Origin of the sequence: Mesorhizobium sp. B2-5-3, assembly GCF_006441005.1 — a bacterium.
Lineage (GTDB): Bacteria > Pseudomonadota > Alphaproteobacteria > Rhizobiales > Rhizobiaceae > Mesorhizobium.
The window spans coordinates 92,708-111,905 of sequence record NZ_VFUS01000008.1 but is presented as its reverse complement, the minus strand read 5'-3'; the positions used below and the strand labels follow the sequence as shown (position 1 = coordinate 111,905).

Genomic DNA, 19,198 nt, shown 5'->3' with positions numbered 1-19,198 from the left:
CGCCCTCATCTAGTTCAGCGGCAAACGACGGTAAGTTCCGGGCTTTGCCGGATCGTGATATTTGTTGCAGGGCCCGTTCTCGGCGAAGTCGCGATGGCAGGCAGCGAGCCGTTCTCGCGACAATGTGATGCCGAGACCGGGCCCCTCCGGCACAGGCACGACATTATTCCTCGGGCAAAACGGTCCTTCCTCGGTGATGTCGGTCGGTTGCATGCGAAACAGCGACTGGTTCGGTTCCCGTATCCAGCCGAGCGCCGCGCATAGATGCAGGTAGGCGGCGCTGCCGATGCCGCTGTCGCCGCTGTAGCACCAGAAATCGATGCCGGCGTGCTCGCAGGCGCCGACGAAGCGCAGCATGCGGCCGATGCCGCCATGCGCGGTTGGATTGCCGACGAAGGCGTCGGGCACCTTGAGGTCCATGGCGCGGGCGATGTCGATGTTGTGGGTCGAGAACGGGATCGAGCAATGGCGCCTGAGTTCGCGCATCTCCTCGATCGTCGCCACTGGATCCTCCCAATTGCGCACGCTAAGCTCTTCCAGCGGCCGCGTCAGTCGCCGGGCGGTGCTGAGCGAATAGGCCTGGTTGGAATCGATGCGGATCATTGCATCGTCGCCGAGCTTCCTGCGGATCAATTCGATCATCTTCAGCGAGATTTTTGGATCCTGCGTCGAGAACTTCCCTTCGAAGAAGGTCGTTCCGTGGGTCTCATGAAGCTCGACGCAGTAGTCGGCGACTTCCTCCGCTGTCGTCTCGCCTTTCACGCTTGGCCCGTTGCCGCGTAGCGAAAAGTAATCGGTGAACGGGATCTCCTTGCGCACGGCGCCGCCGAGCAATTGGTAGAGCGGCTGGTTCCACGCCTTGCCGCGCAGGTCCCAGAGCGCCATCTCGATCGCGCCGAAGGCCATGATGCGGGTGCGGTCGTTGATCGACTGCACGCCGGTCCAGTAGGGCAGGCAGACATGCTCGGCGCCGGCGATGTCGAAGGCGTCGCGGCCCACGAGCCGGGGTGCCAGGATGTCGTTGATGATCGCGGCTGCTGCCGGCATCGGTGCTTCGCCGAGGCCGATCAGGCCATCTTCGGTCTCCACTTCGACAATGGTCGGCGAGAAGCCGTCGAGTTCACCGAACACCCAGGCATAAGGCGCCTCGAGCCTGAGGTTGATCGGCGTCGCGTTGATGCCGCGGATTTTCACCGGCCGACCTCGAAGAAGGGCTTGCCGAGCAGATCCGGGACGACGTCGATGCCGAGGCCCGGACCATCCGGAACGCCCATGCGGCTGCCGGTGACCGGCGGCTTGTTCGACGCCGTGCGCACCGTCACCCATTCGTGGAAGGCGATGGCGTGCAGGCGGCGCTCCTGCGGCGTCGACAGCGACAGATGCGCCATGGCTGCCGTGTCGATCTCGGCGCCGCCGGTATCCTCGACGGTGATCATGAAGCCGAGGTCGACGGCGACATCGCGGATCAGCCGGGTCCTGCCGACGCCGCCGAGCCGCGAGATCTTCAGCGTCAGCCCGTCGGCCGCGCCTCGGCGATGGATTTCCAGCATGTCCTCGAGCGAGGTGACGGATTCGTCGAGCACCATCGGCTTGTCGAGCATGCGGCGCACCGACATGTTTTCCTCGATCGTCGTGCAGGGTTGCTCGAATGTGTAATCGATCGAGCGCGTCGCATCGGCGAACTGGCGCGCCTGGTAGGGCGTCCAGCCGGCATTAGCGTCGCAGAAGATGACAGTGTCTTTCGGCACTGAGGCGGCGACCGCCGTGACGCGTTCGATGTCGTCGCGGACGTTGCCGCCGACCTTGACCTGCAGCCGGTGGAAGCCGTCCTGGACGATGCGCTGCGCAAGGGCGGCCATGGCATCGACGCTGCCATGGGTGACGACCTTGTAAAGCTCGGCCGTATCGCTCTCCTTGCCGCCCAGCATCGTCACCAGCGGCACGTCGGCGGCGCGCGCGGCGAGATCCCAGCAGGCCATGTCGAGCGCCGACTTGATGTAGGGATGCCCTTTGAACACGATGTCCATCAGCCGGCCGATGCCGGCGAGGCCGCGCGGGTCGTGGCCGATGAGGTGCGGGGCGATCTCCATAACGCCGGCACGGGCGCCCGCCGGGAAGGCGGCCGAATAGAAATTGCCGAGCGGCGCCATCTCGCCCCAACCGGTGATGCCATCGTTCGAGGTGATGGCGACGATCACCGCGTCGAAGGCGTCGGCGACGCGCCCCTTGGACATGCGGTAGGGGCCGTCCACGAAGGGCTGCACGACATGGTAGGCTTTGATGGTTGCGATCTGCACGTTAATGTCCGTTGTCCGCTGGGGAAGTATCAGGCGCCCTTCGACGGGCGACGTTCGAGCGCGCGCGCGTAGGCTAGAAGCTCTTCGAAGTCGTGGTCTATATGCTCGCGGGCGTGGCGCTGGGCAGCGCGCATGTCGTCGCCCTTGAGCAGCCGCACGTAAGTCTCGTGAACGTTCTCGGCAGGCACCGCTTCGTTGCGTGCCTGCTGGTGCAGGGCAAAATACATCTGCAACCGGCTGGTCAGCCGTTGCCATGTTTCCAAAAGAACGGAATTGTCGGCCCATTCGTGAATCAGGCCATGCAGTTGCAGCGCGGTTTCGATCTGCCTTGTGGTGTCGCGGTCGCGCGTCGCCTGCTTCACCGCCTCATGGCGCCGGTCGAGCTCATCGAAAAAGCGCTGGTCGCGCAGCTCCCATGTCCGCTCGATGGCGAATTCGTCGAGCACCTTGTTGAGCGAGTAGACATCGTCGATGTCCTTGGCGGTGACATTGATGACGAAGGTGCCGGCATAGGGGATGCTGGTCAGGATGCCTTCCTGCACCAGCTCGCGCATTGCTTCGCGCAAAGGCGCGCGGCTGACGCGCATCTGCTCGGAAATCCTGAGCTCGTTGAGCTTTTGGCCCGGCTCCAACTGGCCGGTCAGGATTGCCCGTCGCAGCAGCGCCACGATCTCCGCGCGTCGGGTCGTATCCGCGATTGGACTGAAATCCGCCTTTGCCATCCCGGCCACTCCCGACGAAACAAGGGCAAGACAAGCAGATTGTCGACAATCTAACAAGGACTTTTGCGGCTTTTTTCACATGGCCGGTACTGGTCGGGCGGAGCTGCTCGCAAAAGCGGCGCCCGCGACCTGTGGGAAGGCCGGGGCGCCGCGCTGAAACCGGGCCTGCGGGGGAGTCAGGTGGCCGGTTTCTGTGGCAGTGGCGAAATCGGCATTCCAGGGCCGATCTTCTGCAGATTGCCTGTTATCACCCGGTCGCCTTCCGTGACTCCGCTCAGGATGGCCACCAGGTCGCCGCTGGTCGGCCCGGTCGAGACCAGCCGCTGGTCGACCGTGTTGCCCTTGCCGACGACGTAGAGATATTTGCCGAGCTGGCTCGAACCCAGTGCCACCTGCGGCACCATAAGCGCATCGGGCTGCTGTTTGACGTGCAGCCGGACGCGGACATATTGGCCAGGCAGCAGCGCGAACTTGGCGTTGCCGATGGTGGCGCGCGCGGTGATGGTGCCCGTCGAATGATCGATCGTATTGTCGATGAAGGTGAGCTCGCCCTTCTGATGGGCTTCGGTCTCGCCCGGGAGCAGCACCTCGACCTCGATCGGGCCGGCGGCGCGAGCTTCCTCGATCTGCGCCAGATCGCTCTCGCTCGGATTGAAGGTTACATAGATCGGGTCGAGCTGCACCAGCGTGTTGAGCACCGTGCCGGCGACGCTGACCAGCGTGCCGATCGAGGCCTGGTTACGGCCGATGCGGCCTGCGAAGGGAGCGCGAATCTCCGAATAGCTCAAATTGAGCTCGGCCGAGCGGACCGCCGCCTGGTTGAGCGCCAGCGACGCCTGCGCCTCGCGCAAGGTGCTGGTGCGCTGGTCGAAGCTGTCCTTGGCCAGATAGCCGCTCTTGGCGAGCTCGGTGCCGCGGCCGAGATTGGAGCGGGCATAGTCGAGCGTCGCTGTATCACGCTGCACCTGCGCCTTCGCCTGGTCGAGCGCCGCCTGGAAGTCCTGCGGCGCGATCTTGTAGAGGAGGTCGCCCTTCTTGACGTCGGCGCCGTCTTCGGCGGCCTGCTCTTCCAGGTAGCCCGGCACTCTGGCCTGCAGCGTGACGCTGCGGATCGGTTCGGTGCGGGCGGCATAGTCGAGATAGATCGGGATCGTCTTCTTCACCACGCTGGTCACCGGCACCGGCATGACGAATGCCGCGGGAGCGGGCGTTGCCGCTCCGGCCGTGCCGGCCTTGAGGCTGAGGCTGCCCATATCGAGCAGGTGAACGCTCGCCACCGAGATTGCACCCAGCGCGACAGCGGCGCCCAAAGCGATTTTCCATTTACGCATGTTCAGTCTCCAATCTTATTCGGCCGCTTGCGCCATGGGCGGCAAGGCGGGTTCGGCAGTTGGTTCGGAATGCAGGGAAGCGGGCTCTTCACCGCCGCGCCGTTCGCGCAGCTGTTCGATGACCGCATAGAAGACCGGCACGAACACCAGCGACAGGATGGTCGCCGCCACCATGCCGCCGAAGACGGTGGTGCCGATCGATTGACGGCTGGCAGCACCGGCGCCGGTCGCGAACATCAGCGGCAGCACGCCCAGGATGAAGGCGAAGGCCGTCATCAGGATCGGCCGCAGCCTCAGCCGTGCCGCTTCCATCGCCGCTTCGACGATGCTGAGGCCTTCTTCGCGCCGTCGCCGGGCGAACTCGACGATCAGGATGGCGTTCTTCGCCGCCAGGCCGATCAGCATGACGAAGCCGATCTGCGAGTAGACGTCGATCTGCATGCCGCGCACCCACAGCACCACGAACGCGCCGAACAAGGCGAGCGGCACTGCCAGCAGCACCATGAACGGCATCGCCCAGCTCTCATATTGCGCCGCCAGGATCAGGAAGACGAAGACGATGGCGAGGCCGAAGACGACCGACGCAATCGATCCCGCCTTGAGCTCCTGGAAGGTGATGCCGGTCCATTCGAAGCCGAAATCCCTTGGCAGAGCCGTGGCGGCGGCCCGTTCCATGGCGGCGACCGCCTGGCCCGACGAATAGCCGGGCGCGGCGCCGCCATTGATCGAGGCCGAGGCGTTGTTGTTGTAGTGCGGCACCGTTTCCGGGCCGACGAACGGCACCAGCTTGCCCAGCGTGCTGAGCGGCACCATGCCGCCGGAGGCATTGCGCACATAGAGCCGCGAAATGTCGGCCGCACCCGCGCGTGCATCCTTGTCGGCCTGGATGGTCACCCGGAAGGTGCGGCCGAACAGGTTGAAGTCGTTGACGTAGAGCGAGCCGAGATAGATCTGCAGCGTGTTGAAGACGTCAGGCAGGTTGAGCCCGAGCAGCTTCGCCTTGGCGCGGTCGAGGTCGTAGTTGAACTGCGGCGTCGAGGTCGAGAATGGCGAGAAAAGCTGCTGGGGGTTGATTTCCGGCTGCTTGCGCGCCTCGGCGATCACGGCTTGCGTCGCGTCGTTGAGCGCGGTGCTGCCGCGGCCGGTAAGGTCCTCGACGACGAATTCGAAGCCGCCCGTGGTGCCGATACCCGGGATCGAGGGCGGATCGAAGGAGAGCGCGAACGCCTCCGGGATCTGCATCAGCTTGCCGCGCACGTCGGCGACGAGCTTGGAGGCGCTCTGGTCGGGACCGCGCTCCTCCCACGGCTTGAGGATGGCGAATTCGACCGCGGAATTCGACTGCGCAGCGCTGGTCAGGAAGTTCAGGCCGCTGATCGAGCCGACGATGTCGACGCCGGGCGTCGATTGCAGGATGTCGCGCGCCTTCTGCGCCACCGCGTCGGTGCGTTCCAGTGAAGCGCCGTCGGGCAACTGGATGACGACGAAGAAATAGCCCTGGTCCTCGACCGGAAGGAAGGTCGAGGGAAGCTTCGCCCAGACGAAATAGGTGGCGACCAGCCCGGCCGCGAACAGGCCGAGCATGATCCAGCGCAAACGGATGAGGATGCGCACGCCATTGGCATAGGCATGCGACAGCCTGTCGAAGCCCGTATTGAACCAGCGGAACAGCACGAATTGCGTGCCTTGGCGATGGCGCAGGAAGGCGGCGCTCAGCGCCGGGCTCAGCGTCAGCGAATTGAAGGCGGAAATGCCGACCGAGATCGCCACCGTCAGCGCGAACTGGTTGTAGAGGCGTCCCGAAACGCCGGGGATGAAGGCGACCGGCACGAAGACGGCCATCAGCACGGCTGTGGTGGCGATGATCGGACCGGTGACCTCGGCCATGGCGGCTTTCGTCGCTGCCAGCGGTTTCAGCCCGGCCTCGAGCTGTCGTTCGACATTCTCGACCACCACGATGGCATCATCGACGACAAGGCCGATCGCCAGCACCATGCCGAGCAGGGAGAGCATGTTGAGCGAGAAGCCCATCATCTCCATGACGACGAGCGTCGCCACCAGCGACACCGGGATGGCGATCGTCGGGATAATTGTGGTGCGCCAGCTTTGCAGGAAGATGAACACCACGGCGACGACGAGAACCAGAGCCTCGCCGAGCGTGATCAGCACGTCATGCATGGAGGCCGAGACGAAGCGCGTCGTGTCGTAGTGCATGGCATAGCTGACGCCCTTGGGGAAGCGGGCGGACAGCTCCTGCATCTTGTCCTTGACGCGCTGCTGCAGATCGAGCGCGTTGGAGCCGGGCATCTGATAGACGGCGAGCACCACGGTCGGGTCCTTGCCGAAGAAGGCCGACGACGAATATTGCAGGGCGCCGAGCTCGATGCGGGCGACGTCGCGCAGCCGCACCAGCGAACCGGTGGTGGTGTTGGCGCGCACGACGATGTCGCCGAACTCCTTGGGATCGCTCAACCGGCCAACGGCATTGACCTGCATCTCGAAAGCGGTGCCGGCAGGCGCCGGAGACTGGCCGATCTTGCCGGCGGCCACCTGGACGTTCTGCTCGGCAATGGCGTTCTGGACGTCGACGGCGGTGATGCCGAGATTGGCGAGCTTGTCCGGATCGAGCCAGACGCGCATCGAATAGCGCCGCTCGCCGAAGATCTGCACGTCACCGACACCGGGCAGCCGCTTCAGCGGGTCGACCACTTGCAGATAGGCAAGGTTCGACAGTGCCACCGGATCGACGGAACCGTCGGGCGAGGTGAGGTTGACGATGAGGACAAAGTTCGGATTCTGCTTCTTGATCGTCACGCCGCCCTGATTGACGATCGCCGGCAGCGACGAGGCAGCCTGCGAGACGCGGTTCTGGACGTCGACGGCGGCGGTGCTCAGGGAATAGCCGACATCGAAGGTGATGGTGATCGTCGAGGAGCCGTCGTTGGAGCTGGTCGACGACATGTAGGTCATGCCTTGCACGCCGTTGATCTGCTGCTCCAGCGGCGTCGTCACCGTGTCGGCGACCACCTGCGCGCTGGCTCCCGGATAGTGGGCGCTGACCACGACCTGCGGCGGTGTGATGTCGGGAAACTGCGAGACGGGCAGCAGGAAATAACAAATCGTCCCGGCGAGCACCATGATGATGGCGATCGCCGAGGCGAAGATCGGGCGGTGAATGAAGAAGTTTACCACGACACGCACGCCTCTCCGGCTGCTCTTGCCCTGCCGAACGCAGTGGCAACCCTGGACAGCCTCTGGCCGCGTCCGAACTCTTCCGACGAACGGAGCAACGGCACCTCGCCGCGCTGCGAACCGGCAAGCGTGCGCAGCATTGTTTCGAAAGCGCGCGGATCGACCCCGTCGGCTTTCATGACCAGCCGGATCATCGGATCCCGGATGGCTTCATCTATGGTAAGATCGCGGCGCTGTGGCATTGGCCGGCTCCTTGTCTGTCGATTCGCAGCCCATGCTCGCGAACCGTTTTTCATCTCTTCACCGGCCGGAGCCGCATGAAATGCAATTTTTCGCCCGCCCCGATCTGGCCGGACCAGATCACGGTCTTGTTATTGACGGCGGACGCCATAGGTGTTACCAGTAAGTAACATTCTGGAAGTTACAGACCGGTAACACCCTAGTCAAGAGGTGGCCGAGGGATTTTTGGAAACGAAGGAGATCAATGATGACAGACGGCGTCGTGGAGCGTCCTCGTCCCCGGGATCGGATCCTGGAGACGGCGCGCGACATGTTCCACAAGCACGGCATCAAGGGCGTCGGCGTCGACGCCATCACCGAGGCTGCCGGCACGAACAAGATGACGCTCTACCGTCATTTCGAATCCAAGGACGATCTGATCATCGAATGCCTGCGCGCCACCGCATCAAAGGCCGGCGCGATGTGGGACGCATTCGAAGCCGAGCACCCGGGCGACAAGCTCGCGCAACTGCATGCCTGGGTTCGCAAGGCGGCCGAGATGCTTACGGCCGATTGCCGCGGCTGCGACATGGCCAACGCCGCGGTTGAGCTGACTGAACCCGACCATCCGGCCAGGCGCGTGATCAAGGAACTCAAGGAAGCCCAGCGCGAGCGCCTGGTGGCGCTCTGCCGGGGCGCCGGCATCGGCCAGGCCGAACTTCTGGCCGATACGCTTTCGCTGCTGTGCGAAGGCGCGCGCGTGAGCGTGCAGACCGTTGGCACCGAAGGTCCCAGCGCGCAATTGGTGCGCATGGCGGAAGGGTTGATCCAGTCCTTCAGGGGCGGAGCCGCCGCGGGCTGATCCATCGGCAAGGCTCATTGGCGCCGGACAGCGCGTGCGCTTCCGGTTTGCCGTGGCTTTGATGTTGCGTGGATTCCCTGCCGTTCCCGGAAATGTCCGGCATGCAATAAAAAAGCCCGCTGCCGGGAGGAGGTGGCAGCGGGCTCGATTTCGAATGTGGTGCGGGAGGAGGTGCACCCCACTCAGCGCCGGCATCGCATCTGGGAGGAGTAGATGGCCGACAACCAAAAGCTATGAGTTGCCCAATGATTCGGCAATCGTGAATCGTGCATAGCAGCTGTGCAGATTCGCCGTATCGCTCGCGACGTGATCGGAAGGCCTCGCGGCCCGCGTCACTGCACCGGGACGTTTTCCCGGAAGATCAGCCGCGGCTCGATGAATTTCCGCGTCAGGTAGGGCGCCGATGATGCGATCGAGCCAAGCAGGCGGATGACCGATTGCTCGGCGATCAGCCTGGCATTCTGGTCGATGACGACGTCGGCGAGATCGTCGACGAGATAGCCGCGCGTTTCCCTCGTCAGGTCGTGACAGATGAATACCGGCTTGCGGTTGGGCCTGGCCTCCCGGATGGCCTTGGCAACGCCGGAGCGTCCGGCTCCAATGCAATAGATGCCGAGCAGTTCCGGCTCGTTGCGCAGCGCCTTCATGGTTTCGGCATAGCTGGCACCGGTCTCGTCGTTGATCTCGACGGCGCTGCTGACGCTCAGGTTGGGGAACTCCTCGCCGAGCACGGAGCGGAAACCCATCTCACGTTCCTCATGGCCGCGATAGGAGCGCGAGCCGACCACCATCGCCAACTGGCCCTCGCGGTCGGCGAGGAAGCGCCCCATCAGGAGTGCGGCGGTCCGTCCCGCCACCCGGTTGTCTATGCCGACATAGGCCGAGCGTGGTGCGGCCGGAATATCGGACACCAGCGTCACCAGGCGAATGCCGGCCTCGACGATGTCGCGCAGGATGTTGCGCGTCCTGGGATGATCGACGGCGATGACGCCGACGCCGTTGGCTTTCAGCGACAGGTTTTCGACGGCGGTCTGCAAAGCGTTCGGCGAGATTCCGGCGAGGTTGTGGATCCGGCACGAGGCAACGAGCGGCAGGCGCGAGGCATAATCCTCGATATGCCTGGCCAAATCCTGCATGAAGGCGTTGCTGCCGATCGGCAGGAAGAATTCCAGATTGGCCGGCCGCGAGGGGAGCGTTACCTGATCGGCGACCGGCAGATAGCCGAGTTGCTTGGCGGCCTCCATGACGCGCTGCCGGTTGGCCGCGCTGACCCCCTTCCGGTTGTTGAGCACCCTGTCGACCGTCGCCGTCGACAGTTCGCAGTTCCTGGCGATGTCAGAGACGGTGGCTTTCATGCCGCAACCCTATTGCCGATGCGATGGCACGCCAGACGGGCGATTTGAGCGGCGCCGATCGCGCCCATCGCCCGGATGCCCATTCTGCTGTTTCGCCAGGGATGTTGCGCTCGTCCTCAATGCGACCCCTTGCCATCGGCGATGGCGTCGCGGATCTCCTTGTCCGACATGCCGGTGATGACGCGTTCAACCTCCGCCACGCTGGTCGTCTTGGGGTCGATGTCCCCGGCCACCACCTTGCCGCGCCGCATGACGACGATGCGGTCCACCACCTGGAAGACATGGTGGATGTTGTGCGCGATGAAGATGCAGGAATGGCCGGAATCGCGCGCGCTGCGCACGAAGCTCAGCACGCCCTGGGTTTCGGCGACGCCGAGATTGTTGGTCGGTTCGTCGAGGATGATGAGATCGCTGTCGAAATGCATGGCGCGCGCTATCGCCACCGCCTGGCGCTCGCCGCCGGAGAGCGAGCCGATCGGCGTCGTCGGCGGAATGTTCTTGGAAATGCCGACCTGCTTGAGTAGGTCGCGGGCGACCGTGTTCATCGCCTCCTGGTCCATGCGGTTGAGGAAGCGCGGCGGCTTGATCGGCTCGCGCCCGAGGAACAAATTGCGGGCGATCGACAGTTGGGTGACCAGCGCCGAATCCTGGTAGATGGTCTCTATGCCGTTGGCGATGGCGTCGCTGGTGTTGCGCAGGTTCACCTTCTTGCCGCGGATGAAGATGTCGCCGCTGGTCAGCGGCACCGCGCCCGACAGCACTTTGATCAGCGTCGACTTGCCGGCGCCATTGTCGCCGAGCAGGCCGACGATCTCGCGCTCGTTGACATGGAAATTGGCGTCCACCAGCGCCTGCACGCGCCCGTAGGACTTGCGGATGTTCTGCATGCGGATCAGTGGCTCGGCCATGGTTCACGTCCCTGCCTGATGCCGGCGTTCCAGCCATGAATGAAGCGCCATCATGCCAAGGATGATCGCGCCGATGAAGATGTTGTAGGCAAGGCCGGGCACGCCGATCAGCACGATGCCGTTGCGCATGACGCGCAGGATCAGGATGCCGAGCACGGTGCCGATGATGGTGCCGCGCCCGCCCGTCAGCGCCGTGCCGCCGATCACCACCATGGCGATGACCTCGAGTTCGTAGCCGGTGCCGCTGTTGGGGTTGGCCGCCGAGGTGCGCAGCGAGGAGATGACGCCTGCAAGCGAGGCCATGACCGAGGACAGCACGAACAGGCCGATCTTGACGCGGCTGACATTGACGCCGCGCGCCCTCGCAGCGTTCGGGTTGCCGCCGGCGGCCTGGATCCAGTTGCCGGTGCGGCTTTGCGTCAGCACATAGCCCAGCGCGATGGCCGCGGCGATGAACCAGAACAGCGACATGTAGATGCGGAACGGGCCGATGAAGAAATCGCCGACCAGCGCCTCCGCCAGCCAACTGCCCTCGGCGCTCCAGGTGCGCTGCGGAAAGCCGTCGGTGACGAACAGCGCGGTGCCGCGCACCACCAGGAGCATGCCGAGCGTGACCAGAAAGGACGGGATCTTGAGCTGCGTGACGAACCAGCCATTGACCAGGCCGATGAAGGCGGCGACCAGCAGCGCGACAACGAAGCCCATCTCCAGCGAGGTGAGGCCGCTGTTGAACAGCGTCCACATCAGCACCGGCGAGAAGCCGAACAGCGAGCCGACGGAAAGGTCGAATTCGCCCGACGTCATCAGCAACGTCATCGCCAGCGCGATCAGCCCGAGCTCGACCGTGAAGGCCAACGTGTTGGAGATGTTCTGGGGTGACAGGAAGTCGTGGTTGAAACCCCAGAAGACGGCGATCTCGACGACGAGCAGCACGAAGGGGCCGAATTCCGGCCGCGCGATCAGGCCTTGGACAAGCGAACGATTTTCCACGTGTAACCCGCGACTGGTTGGAATGGGCCGGACCATCGGGCCGCATCAAACGGCTCGATACCAGGCGAAAGGGCGGGACGCCGCACGCCCGGTGGACGCGCGGCGCTGGAGATCAGGGGCTATTTGCCGGACAGGATCTTGTCGTAGATCTCGGCGGTGTCTTTCTCATAGAGCGCGCCGGTGATGACGTTGAAGCCCGGGGGAATGCCGCTTGCGGCCATGTTGGCGAGCGACAGCGCGACATAGCTGGTCGCTTGCGGATCCTGCCACTGGCCGGCATTGACGTAGCCGTTCAGCACTTCCTGGGTGGTGTCGAGCGAGTTGCCCCAGCCGACGACGGGGATTTCGCCGGGCTTGACGCCGACCTGGTCGAACACGCGTTTGATCGAGCCGGTGACGAGGTCGCCAAGGCCGATGATCGCCTTCACCTTAGCCTTGTTGGCGGTGAGATAGTCGACCATGCGGTTGATCACCTCGGCCTGGTCGAGCGTCGCCTCGGTCACCTCATAGGTGATGCCGAGCGGCTCGAACACGCTCTTGATGCCTTCCTCTTCCTGCACGCCATAGGTGGCGCCGGGAATCTCGACAGGCATCCAGACGAAGTCGCCCTTCTTCACCAGGCCCTTGTCGACCAGATACTGCGCCCAGTGCTTGCCGAAGGTGACATTGTCGCCGCCGACATAGGCGTTGAAATTGGCCTTGGGATCGGGCGTGTTGAAATTGATGATCGGAATGTTGGCCGCGCGGGCTTCCTTGACGATCTCGACAAGGCTGCCCGGATCGGGGCTGGTGGTGGTGATGCCGTCGGCCTTGGCCGAGATCGCGGCCCGCACCGCCTCCTGCTGCGAGGCGACGTCGCCATTGTGGAACGAGGTGTTGACGGTATTGCCGGTGTCCTTGGCCCATTGCTTGGCGCCGGCAAGGAAGTATGTCCAGACCGGATCGGCCGGGCCGCCATGTGAAATCCAGTAGAACGTCTTGGCCTGCGCCGCCGCCGGAATGACCGTCAGCGCGACCAGCAGGCCGTATAGAACCACTCTTAGCCGTGTCAGCATTTGATTTCCTCCCGTTTGAAACTGATCAGTTCGAAACCGCCCTCTTGATCGGGCAAGACCGCGTCCTCCCCGCCAACGTCGTGTTGGATGATCAGAGCATCCTCTTTTTCGACAAATGGCAAGCCTCCGCCTGTCAGTCGTAGTCGGCGCCTGACGGGGCGCCATCAGCGGTCCCATCAGATTGCATCAGTTCGGATGATTTTTCGCGGCAGGTGATACCGGCCTCGAGGGTCGCCGGAGCGATGATTGACCGCCCTCGGGTGAACCCAGAGCTAGAGGAGGCCGGCCCTGGCAAGATCGCGCATCAGATGGCTGGCGCCGTAGGTCCAGTGCGGGCAGTCCGGCGACAGTCGCACCCGGTTGACCAGCGCGCCGAATTTCTCCGACGAGATGGTGACGATGTCGCCGACCTTATGGGTAAACCCCTTGCCCTTCTCGCCGCGGTCCTTCGAAGGCACGAACATGGTGCCGAGATAGAGCGCCAGGCCGTCCGGGTACTGGTGATGCGCGCCCATGGCAGCCGCTACGAGCTCTTCGGGAGAGCGGCTGATCTCGGCCATCGAGCTCGCGCCCTCCAGCGAGAACCCGTCCTCACCTTCCACTTTCAGCCGGACCACGGCCCGCTTTACGTCGTCGATGGAGAACGTGCCGTCGAACAGGCGGATGAAGGGGCCGAGCGAGGCGGAGGCGTTGTTGTCCTTGGCCTTGCCGAGCAGCAGCGCGGAGCGCCCTTCGACATCGCGCAGATTTACGTCGTTGCCGATGGTGGCGCCGACGATCCTGCCGCTTGAGGCGGCGATCACGGCGATCTCCGGCTCCGGATTGTTCCAGGTCGAGACGGGATGCAGGCCGACATCGGCGCCGAAACCGACCGAGGCCATCGGCTGGCATTTGGTGAAGATCTCGGCATCGGGGCCGATGCCCACTTCCAGATATTGCGACCAGGCGCCGCGCGCGATGAGCTTGGCCTTGATCTCCATCGCTTCCGGCGAACCGGGCTTGAGCTTGGACAGATCGTGGCCGATCAGCCCGGCAATGTCGGCGCGGATGGCGTCGGCCTTTTCCGCCGAACCGCGCGCCTGTTCCTCGATGACACGTTCCAAAAGGCTGACGACGAAGGTGACGCCCGAGGCCTTGATCGCCTGCAGGTCGACGGGGGAGATGAGATAGGGCCTTGCCGGATCACGCGTGGCTTCGAAACTGTTGGCCGCGATGCCGTCGAGCGAGCCGATCGGCTTGCCTTTGGCCGAGCGCACGTATCCTGCCGGATCGCCCATCTCGCAAATATCGCGCACGGTTGGCGCCGTACTCGACGTGATGTCGAACACGGTGCCGTCGCGCACCGTGACCACCATGGGATGCGAGGCATCGCTGCTCCTGGCGCGCCCGACAAAAAGGCCTTCGGCGGGCAGTTGCATCGGGTTCGTCATGTGTGCGGTCCTCTGATCATCAAAAATGCGGCTTGCTGGTTCGGCGCGGCACTTTCACCGGATTCCTGTCAAAGGTCTATCCCGTTTGTGGTGAGCCAGGCGCCATGTCTGCCGGCGTCGTCGGCGATTGGCGTACCGCAAGGAAGCACTCCTTCAGGGGTTGAATGCATGCGGCGGTGCGGGAGTCCCGACGCCTGCTTCATTTTTCGGCTTGCGTTTGTTCTCGTTTTGTTCTAATATGCCCAACCTGAGTCAATTGGCGGACGAGATCAGTATGAGTGGGCAACCCGCATTCGGAACCGCGAAGAACGGCCAGGCCTTTTTCCGATGGGAACAGGCCGGGAAGCATTTCCACCGGCTGTTCTTTGCCATCCTCGTCGGCAGCGCGATTGCTGGTCGTCTCGCGCGAAAGGCCATTGCCTTGAACCGTGAGTTCAGATTGCAAGGCTGGCTGGTTCCGGAAAATCACATCCACATCTCGCTTGTCGGCCTCGGCGACCATGAGGAGTACCCGCAGGAGTTGGCAGAGGCCGCCTGTCATATCGGATCGATGATCGTTGCGAAGCCCTTCGAGGTCTCGTTCGATCGCCTGTCGGCTTTTGGCGGTGGTGCACTGGTCCTGCGCGGCAGCGATGGCAATCCGTCGCTGCAGAAGTTCTGGCGTGACCTGACGGCGGTGATCTCGGACAGCCCGCTAAAACCCTTTCTCACCAGGTCCATCGAACCGCATGTCACATTGCTTCGTGATGAAGTGGGCGTTCCCAGCATTCGCGAGCGGTCGATCGATCCGATCGGCTGGATTGTCCGGGATTTTGTGCTGATCCACAGTCTCATTGGGAAAGGCGCCTACAAGCAGCCCGGACGCTGGCGGCTGACCGGTCAGGACGATGCACTGCCCGCCATGTGAGAGCCTGGAATCGTCCTCGCATAGTCCGCGCGGTCCATCATCCTGACATGGCATGTCAGCTACCAGACGGCACGACGATGGCAGGCCGCCAACCTTTCCCTATTTGCAATGCGTCTGAACAGGAGGAACACATGACCAACACGGAAATTGCCAAGGATTTCACGGAGCTTCTCAAGCGCGGTGACTACGAAAGTGCTGCCGAGAAATACAACGCCGACGACATCGTCAGCTATGAGGCCATGGAGGGGCCGATGGCCGTCTGCCGCGGCAAGGACGCCGTCAAGCAGAAAGGCCAGTGGTGGCAGGAAAACAACGAAGTCCATGGCGGCTCGGTCGAGGGCCCTTATGTCAACGGCGACCAGTTCGCCGTGCGCTTTACATTTGACATAACGCCCAAGGCCACGGGCCAGCGTGTCACCATGGACGAGGTTGGCCTGTACACGGTCAAGAACGGCAAGATTGCCGAAGAGCGCTTCTATTATTGAGACGGGTTTCCGGCTGTCGGCACATTTCGCCGCATCCTAAGCGGCCAGGATCATGTCCTGGCCGCTATCCGACCTGATGCACATCGTCGTCACGGATCGGCGACCGCGCGCCCGCCATTGAAGAAACTTACTCTTCGATGGTTCTGCCGGGCCGCTGGCAAAGCGCGCCGGGGCTGCTTAATCTGCGGCCAGATTCGAAGTCCGGAAGGCACCTGTTTTGACGATCACCATGTACGGCATCACCACCTGCGACACGATCAGGAAGGCCCGCGTCTGGCTGGAGGGCCACGACGTGCCGTACCGGTTCCACGACTATCGGGCCGAAGGCATCGAGGCGGGCAGGCTGGATGGCTGGGTCCGCAAGGTCGGCTGGGAAAAGCTGCTCAATAAGGGCAGCACCACGTTCCGCGAGTTGCCGGACAAGGATAAGCAGGGCCTGGATGAAAAGAAGGCCAAGGCACTGATGCTGGCCAAGCCGACGATGATCAAACGGCCTGTGCTCGAGGTTGGCGACCGCATCCTGGTCGGGTTCAAGCCGGATGTTTATGAGGCGGCGGTGGTCGGGAAGTAGGGCGCGGTACACTCTCAGTTCGTCATCCTAGGGCGGAGCAAGGAGCGAAGCGACGCGGCGCAGACCCTAGGATCCATGCCGTGACTTTTGGGCGTCGCAGCCGTGCAGATTCTGCTCCGTTGCATTTGCGGACGGACGTCACGGCATGGATCCTCGGGTCAAGCCCGAGGATGACGAAGGGACAGGTCACTGTCCTCTCAGATACCCCGCCAGTACCACGGCATTGTTGTGCGCCTCGTCATGGGCGCCGTAGAGCAGCGTCACCTTGCCGTCGCGGAGCAGGGCGCGCAGTTGCGCCACGGCCTCGCCATTGCCTTCCAGTTCGGCACGATACCGCTTCTGGAACTCGGCCCATCGTTCGGACTCGTGCCCGAACCACTTGCGCAAGTCGGTGCTCGGCGCGATGTCCTTCAGCCATAGCGCCAGCGCGGCATGCTCCTTGCTGACGCCACGTGGCCAGACTCGATCGACCAGGACCCGCTGCCCGTCATCGAACGAGGGTGGTTCATACACCCGCTTGACCGCGATCTCGAAGGCCATCCGCTCTCCTTCGTGCGCTCCCGTCAGGCCCACTCGCCCTTGCGCATGACCGGCACGCGGCTGCCGTCCTTGCCGACGCCTTCGATGTCGATCTTGTCCGAGCCGATCATCCAGTCGATGTGGATGAAGCTCTTGTTGCCGCCGCGCTCCGCGATCTCGGCCTGGCTGAGCGAGGCGCCGTCGACGAAGCACTTCGAATAGCATTGGCCGAGCGCGATGTGACAGGCGGCGTTTTCGTCGAACAGCGTGTTGAAGAACAACAGGCCGCTCGCCGAGATCGGTGAGGAATGCGGCACCAGCGCCACTTCGCCAAGCCGGCGTGCGCCCTCGTCGGTGTCCAGCACTTTCTTCAGCACGTCCTCGCCCTTCGAAGCCTTCGCCTCGACGATCCTGCCGCCCTCGAAACGCACCGAGATCTCGTCGATCAGCGTGCCCTGGTAGGAGAGCGGCTTGGTCGATGAAACATGGCCTTCCACCCGCCGCGCATGTGGCGTGGTGAAGACCTCCTCGGTCGGGATGTTGGGATTGCAGGTGACGCCGTTCTTGGCGGTGGAGGCGCCGCCCATCCACTCATGGCCGTCGGCCAGCCCGACCGTCAGGTCGGTGCCCGGCCCGGTGAAATGAAGCGAATGGAAAGCATGGCCGTTGAGCCATTCGGTGCGGCTGCGTAGGGCCGCATTGTGCGCCTTCCAGTTGCCGATCGGATCTTCCACGTCCACCCGCGACGCGGCGAAGATGGCGTCGGCGAGCTTGGCCACCGCAACGTCGTCGGCATCATCGGGGAAGACCTGCTTGGCCCAGGCGAGATCGGGATAGGCGACGATGTTCCAGTTGATGTCGAAGCCGGTGATCTTTTCCAGCGCCGGCTGGTAGGCCATCGAATTGGCCTTGTTGGCGCGCGCCACGTTCGCCGGGTCCTGCGCCGACAGGAGCGAAGGATCTTCGCCGCGCACGGCAAGTCGCGCCGCATTGTTGGAGAAGGCTTTGGCCATGCCTTCATAGAGCCAGCCGGCGGCGCGGTCGAAGCCGGCGTCCGCGCCATAACGAAAGCGCGCCAGCGTGATCTCGTCATCGTTGAAGATCGGCGTCACCAGCCCCGCGCCGGCCTTGTAGGCATGCTCGACGATGCGCCGGGTCAGCGGCAGCGCGGCGATGGAGGAGGTCAGCACCAGGTCCTGCCCGGGCTGCAATTGCAGCCCCACCTTGATGGCGACTTCGGCCAGCCTGTCGAGCTTCACCGGGTCGATCGTTGCGGAAACGCCGCGCGAATGTGTGGTCATGATCCTGCCTGCCGTAGTTTGATGTCGGACTCTACATAGACCGGCGCCACGGTGCTTTCCACCGTGATCGCATCGGTCGTGCCCGTCTTCGCGGAGCCGAACCGCGCCATCGTCGCCTCGATCTCTTCCCTGATCCAGAGCTTGAAATCCCGGACCTTGCGGCTTTCGGCCTTGGCGGCGGAGGTCACCAGCCAATAGCCAAGCCCGCTCTGGGCGCGGATCCCGAACGGCGCGACGAGCCGCCCGTCGGCCAGCGCGTCGGCGGCGAGCAACTGCCAGCCCAGCATCACGCCATGGCCGGCAATCGCCGATTCCAGGCAAAGCATCGGATCGGTGAAGCGAGCGCCCTTCAGGAAAGTGACTGGTTCGACACCGGCGGCGTCGAACCAGCTTTCCCAGTTGATCATCGCTCGTTCGTCGGTAATCGCGCAGGTCTGGGCAAGGTCTTCGATCGATTTCAGTTTCTTCGCTATCGAGGGCGCGCAGACCGGGAACACCTCTTGTGCCAAAAGCAACTCCGCCTTGCTGGCCGGCCATGTGCCGTCGCCAAGCCGGATGGCGATATCGATATCGGAATGGTCGAGGTCGGCCAGCCGCACCGAGGCGTCGATGCGCAACAGCACGTTGGGATGCCGGGTGAAGTGATGCGACAGCCGCGGCAGCAGCCATTTCGAGGCGAATGCCGGCGCCACGGAAACCACCAGCGTGCATTGTCGCGCCTCGTCGGCCAGCGCCACGGCCTGGGTGAGCTCGCGGAAACCCGCGCCGAGGCGCATCGCGAACATGGCGCCGAATTCGGTCAGGACCAGCCCCTTGGTCGTTCGCTCGAACACGGCCTGGCCGAGCTGCTGCTCCACGCGCTTTATCTGCTGGCTAACGGCGCTGGCCGAAACGTTGAGTTCGCCGGCGGCCGCGGCGAGCGAGCCGAGACGGGCGACGGTCTCCACGGCGCGAAGGCCGTTGAGGTGGACGCGGTTGAGCATGGCCATTGAGTTTTTCTAAACCAGCGGGGCTGAAATCTCAATTGAAAGTGATGCCGAAAACGCAGACTTTA

Annotated in this window: 18 protein-coding genes; 4 read left to right on the top strand and 14 right to left on the bottom strand. The window is 63.7% G+C overall.

Features of this window, described 5'->3' with window-relative positions; all coding sequences use genetic code 11:
- Positions 1-9: 9 nt before the first annotated feature.
- From FJ867_RS19945 to FJ867_RS19920, 6 genes are all read right to left on the bottom strand, one after another.
- Complete coding sequence (locus FJ867_RS19945; RefSeq protein ID WP_140818337.1) at positions 10-1,194, bottom strand: mandelate racemase/muconate lactonizing enzyme family protein; 1,185 nt, start codon at positions 1,192-1,194, stop codon at positions 10-12.
- On the bottom strand, positions 1,191-2,297 hold the full coding sequence (locus FJ867_RS19940) for a mandelate racemase/muconate lactonizing enzyme family protein (RefSeq protein WP_140818335.1): 1,107 nt from the start codon (positions 2,295-2,297) through the stop codon (positions 1,191-1,193). Before FJ867_RS19940 ends, FJ867_RS19945 begins: the two co-directional genes overlap by 4 nt.
- Before the next feature lie 29 nt (positions 2,298-2,326).
- Positions 2,327-3,019: a GntR family transcriptional regulator gene (locus FJ867_RS19935; protein WP_140558256.1), complete on the bottom strand. Its 693-nt coding sequence runs from the start codon at positions 3,017-3,019 to the stop codon at positions 2,327-2,329.
- 176 nt (positions 3,020-3,195) lie between these two features.
- Positions 3,196-4,350 (bottom strand): efflux RND transporter periplasmic adaptor subunit, encoded by a 1,155-nt coding sequence (locus FJ867_RS19930; protein WP_140818333.1) that lies wholly within the window; start codon positions 4,348-4,350, stop codon positions 3,196-3,198.
- A 15-nt stretch (positions 4,351-4,365) separates the two neighbouring features.
- Positions 4,366-7,542, bottom strand: coding sequence for a multidrug efflux RND transporter permease subunit (locus FJ867_RS19925; protein WP_140629458.1), 3,177 nt, complete (start codon positions 7,540-7,542; stop codon positions 4,366-4,368).
- Positions 7,536-7,784: a hypothetical protein gene (locus FJ867_RS19920; protein WP_140818331.1), complete on the bottom strand. Its 249-nt coding sequence runs from the start codon at positions 7,782-7,784 to the stop codon at positions 7,536-7,538. Before FJ867_RS19920 ends, FJ867_RS19925 begins: the two co-directional genes overlap by 7 nt.
- Positions 7,785-8,029: 245 nt before the next feature.
- On the opposite strand from FJ867_RS19920, the gene FJ867_RS19915 reads away from it, so the two are divergent.
- Positions 8,030-8,623, top strand: a complete 594-nt coding sequence (locus FJ867_RS19915) for a TetR/AcrR family transcriptional regulator (RefSeq protein WP_140497923.1) — start codon at positions 8,030-8,032, stop codon at positions 8,621-8,623.
- 332 nt (positions 8,624-8,955) lie between these two features.
- Here FJ867_RS19915 and FJ867_RS19905 read toward each other — a convergent pair whose 3' ends face one another.
- From FJ867_RS19905 to FJ867_RS19885, 5 genes are all read right to left on the bottom strand, one after another.
- Positions 8,956-9,978, bottom strand: coding sequence for a LacI family DNA-binding transcriptional regulator (locus FJ867_RS19905; RefSeq protein WP_140514733.1), 1,023 nt, complete (start codon positions 9,976-9,978; stop codon positions 8,956-8,958).
- Between the two features lie 116 nt (positions 9,979-10,094).
- Positions 10,095-10,886 (bottom strand): ATP-binding cassette domain-containing protein, encoded by a 792-nt coding sequence (locus FJ867_RS19900; RefSeq protein WP_140497927.1) that lies wholly within the window; start codon positions 10,884-10,886, stop codon positions 10,095-10,097.
- 3 nt (positions 10,887-10,889) lie between these two features.
- Positions 10,890-11,876 (bottom strand): ABC transporter permease, encoded by a 987-nt coding sequence (locus tag FJ867_RS19895; RefSeq protein WP_140558252.1) that lies wholly within the window; start codon positions 11,874-11,876, stop codon positions 10,890-10,892.
- Between the two features lie 119 nt (positions 11,877-11,995).
- Positions 11,996-12,931: a substrate-binding domain-containing protein gene (locus FJ867_RS19890; protein ID WP_140497931.1), complete on the bottom strand. Its 936-nt coding sequence runs from the start codon at positions 12,929-12,931 to the stop codon at positions 11,996-11,998.
- 272 nt (positions 12,932-13,203) lie between these two features.
- Entirely contained in the window at positions 13,204-14,361 is a 1,158-nt protein-coding gene (locus tag FJ867_RS19885; protein ID WP_140818329.1) for a fumarylacetoacetate hydrolase family protein, read from the bottom strand.
- Positions 14,362-14,488: 127 nt separating this feature from the next.
- On the opposite strand from FJ867_RS19885, the gene FJ867_RS19880 reads away from it, so the two are divergent.
- From FJ867_RS19880 to FJ867_RS19870, 3 genes are all read left to right on the top strand, one after another.
- On the top strand, positions 14,489-15,268 hold the full coding sequence (locus FJ867_RS19880) for a 2'-5' RNA ligase family protein (RefSeq protein ID WP_246675087.1): 780 nt from the start codon (positions 14,489-14,491) through the stop codon (positions 15,266-15,268).
- 131 nt (positions 15,269-15,399) lie between these two features.
- Entirely contained in the window at positions 15,400-15,753 is a 354-nt protein-coding gene (locus FJ867_RS19875; RefSeq protein WP_140497937.1) for a nuclear transport factor 2 family protein, read from the top strand.
- Between the two features lie 217 nt (positions 15,754-15,970).
- Positions 15,971-16,324: an ArsC family reductase gene (locus FJ867_RS19870; protein ID WP_140520840.1), complete on the top strand. Its 354-nt coding sequence runs from the start codon at positions 15,971-15,973 to the stop codon at positions 16,322-16,324.
- A gap of 186 nt (positions 16,325-16,510) precedes the next feature.
- On the opposite strand, the gene FJ867_RS19865 is transcribed toward FJ867_RS19870, so the two are convergent.
- Genes FJ867_RS19865 through FJ867_RS19855 form a run of 3 tightly spaced genes read right to left on the bottom strand, consistent with a single transcriptional unit; the run spans position 16,511 to position 19,133 of the window.
- Complete coding sequence (locus tag FJ867_RS19865; protein WP_140520839.1) at positions 16,511-16,864, bottom strand: DUF488 domain-containing protein; 354 nt, start codon at positions 16,862-16,864, stop codon at positions 16,511-16,513.
- A 23-nt stretch (positions 16,865-16,887) separates the two neighbouring features.
- Positions 16,888-18,144, bottom strand: coding sequence for an aminopeptidase (locus FJ867_RS19860; RefSeq protein ID WP_140818327.1), 1,257 nt, complete (start codon positions 18,142-18,144; stop codon positions 16,888-16,890).
- Positions 18,141-19,133 carry a LysR substrate-binding domain-containing protein gene (locus tag FJ867_RS19855; RefSeq protein ID WP_140580732.1) on the bottom strand — a complete coding sequence of 331 codons (993 nt, stop codon included), beginning with the start codon at positions 19,131-19,133 and terminating at the stop codon, positions 18,141-18,143. Before FJ867_RS19855 ends, FJ867_RS19860 begins: the two co-directional genes overlap by 4 nt.
- Positions 19,134-19,198 lie beyond the last annotated feature (65 nt).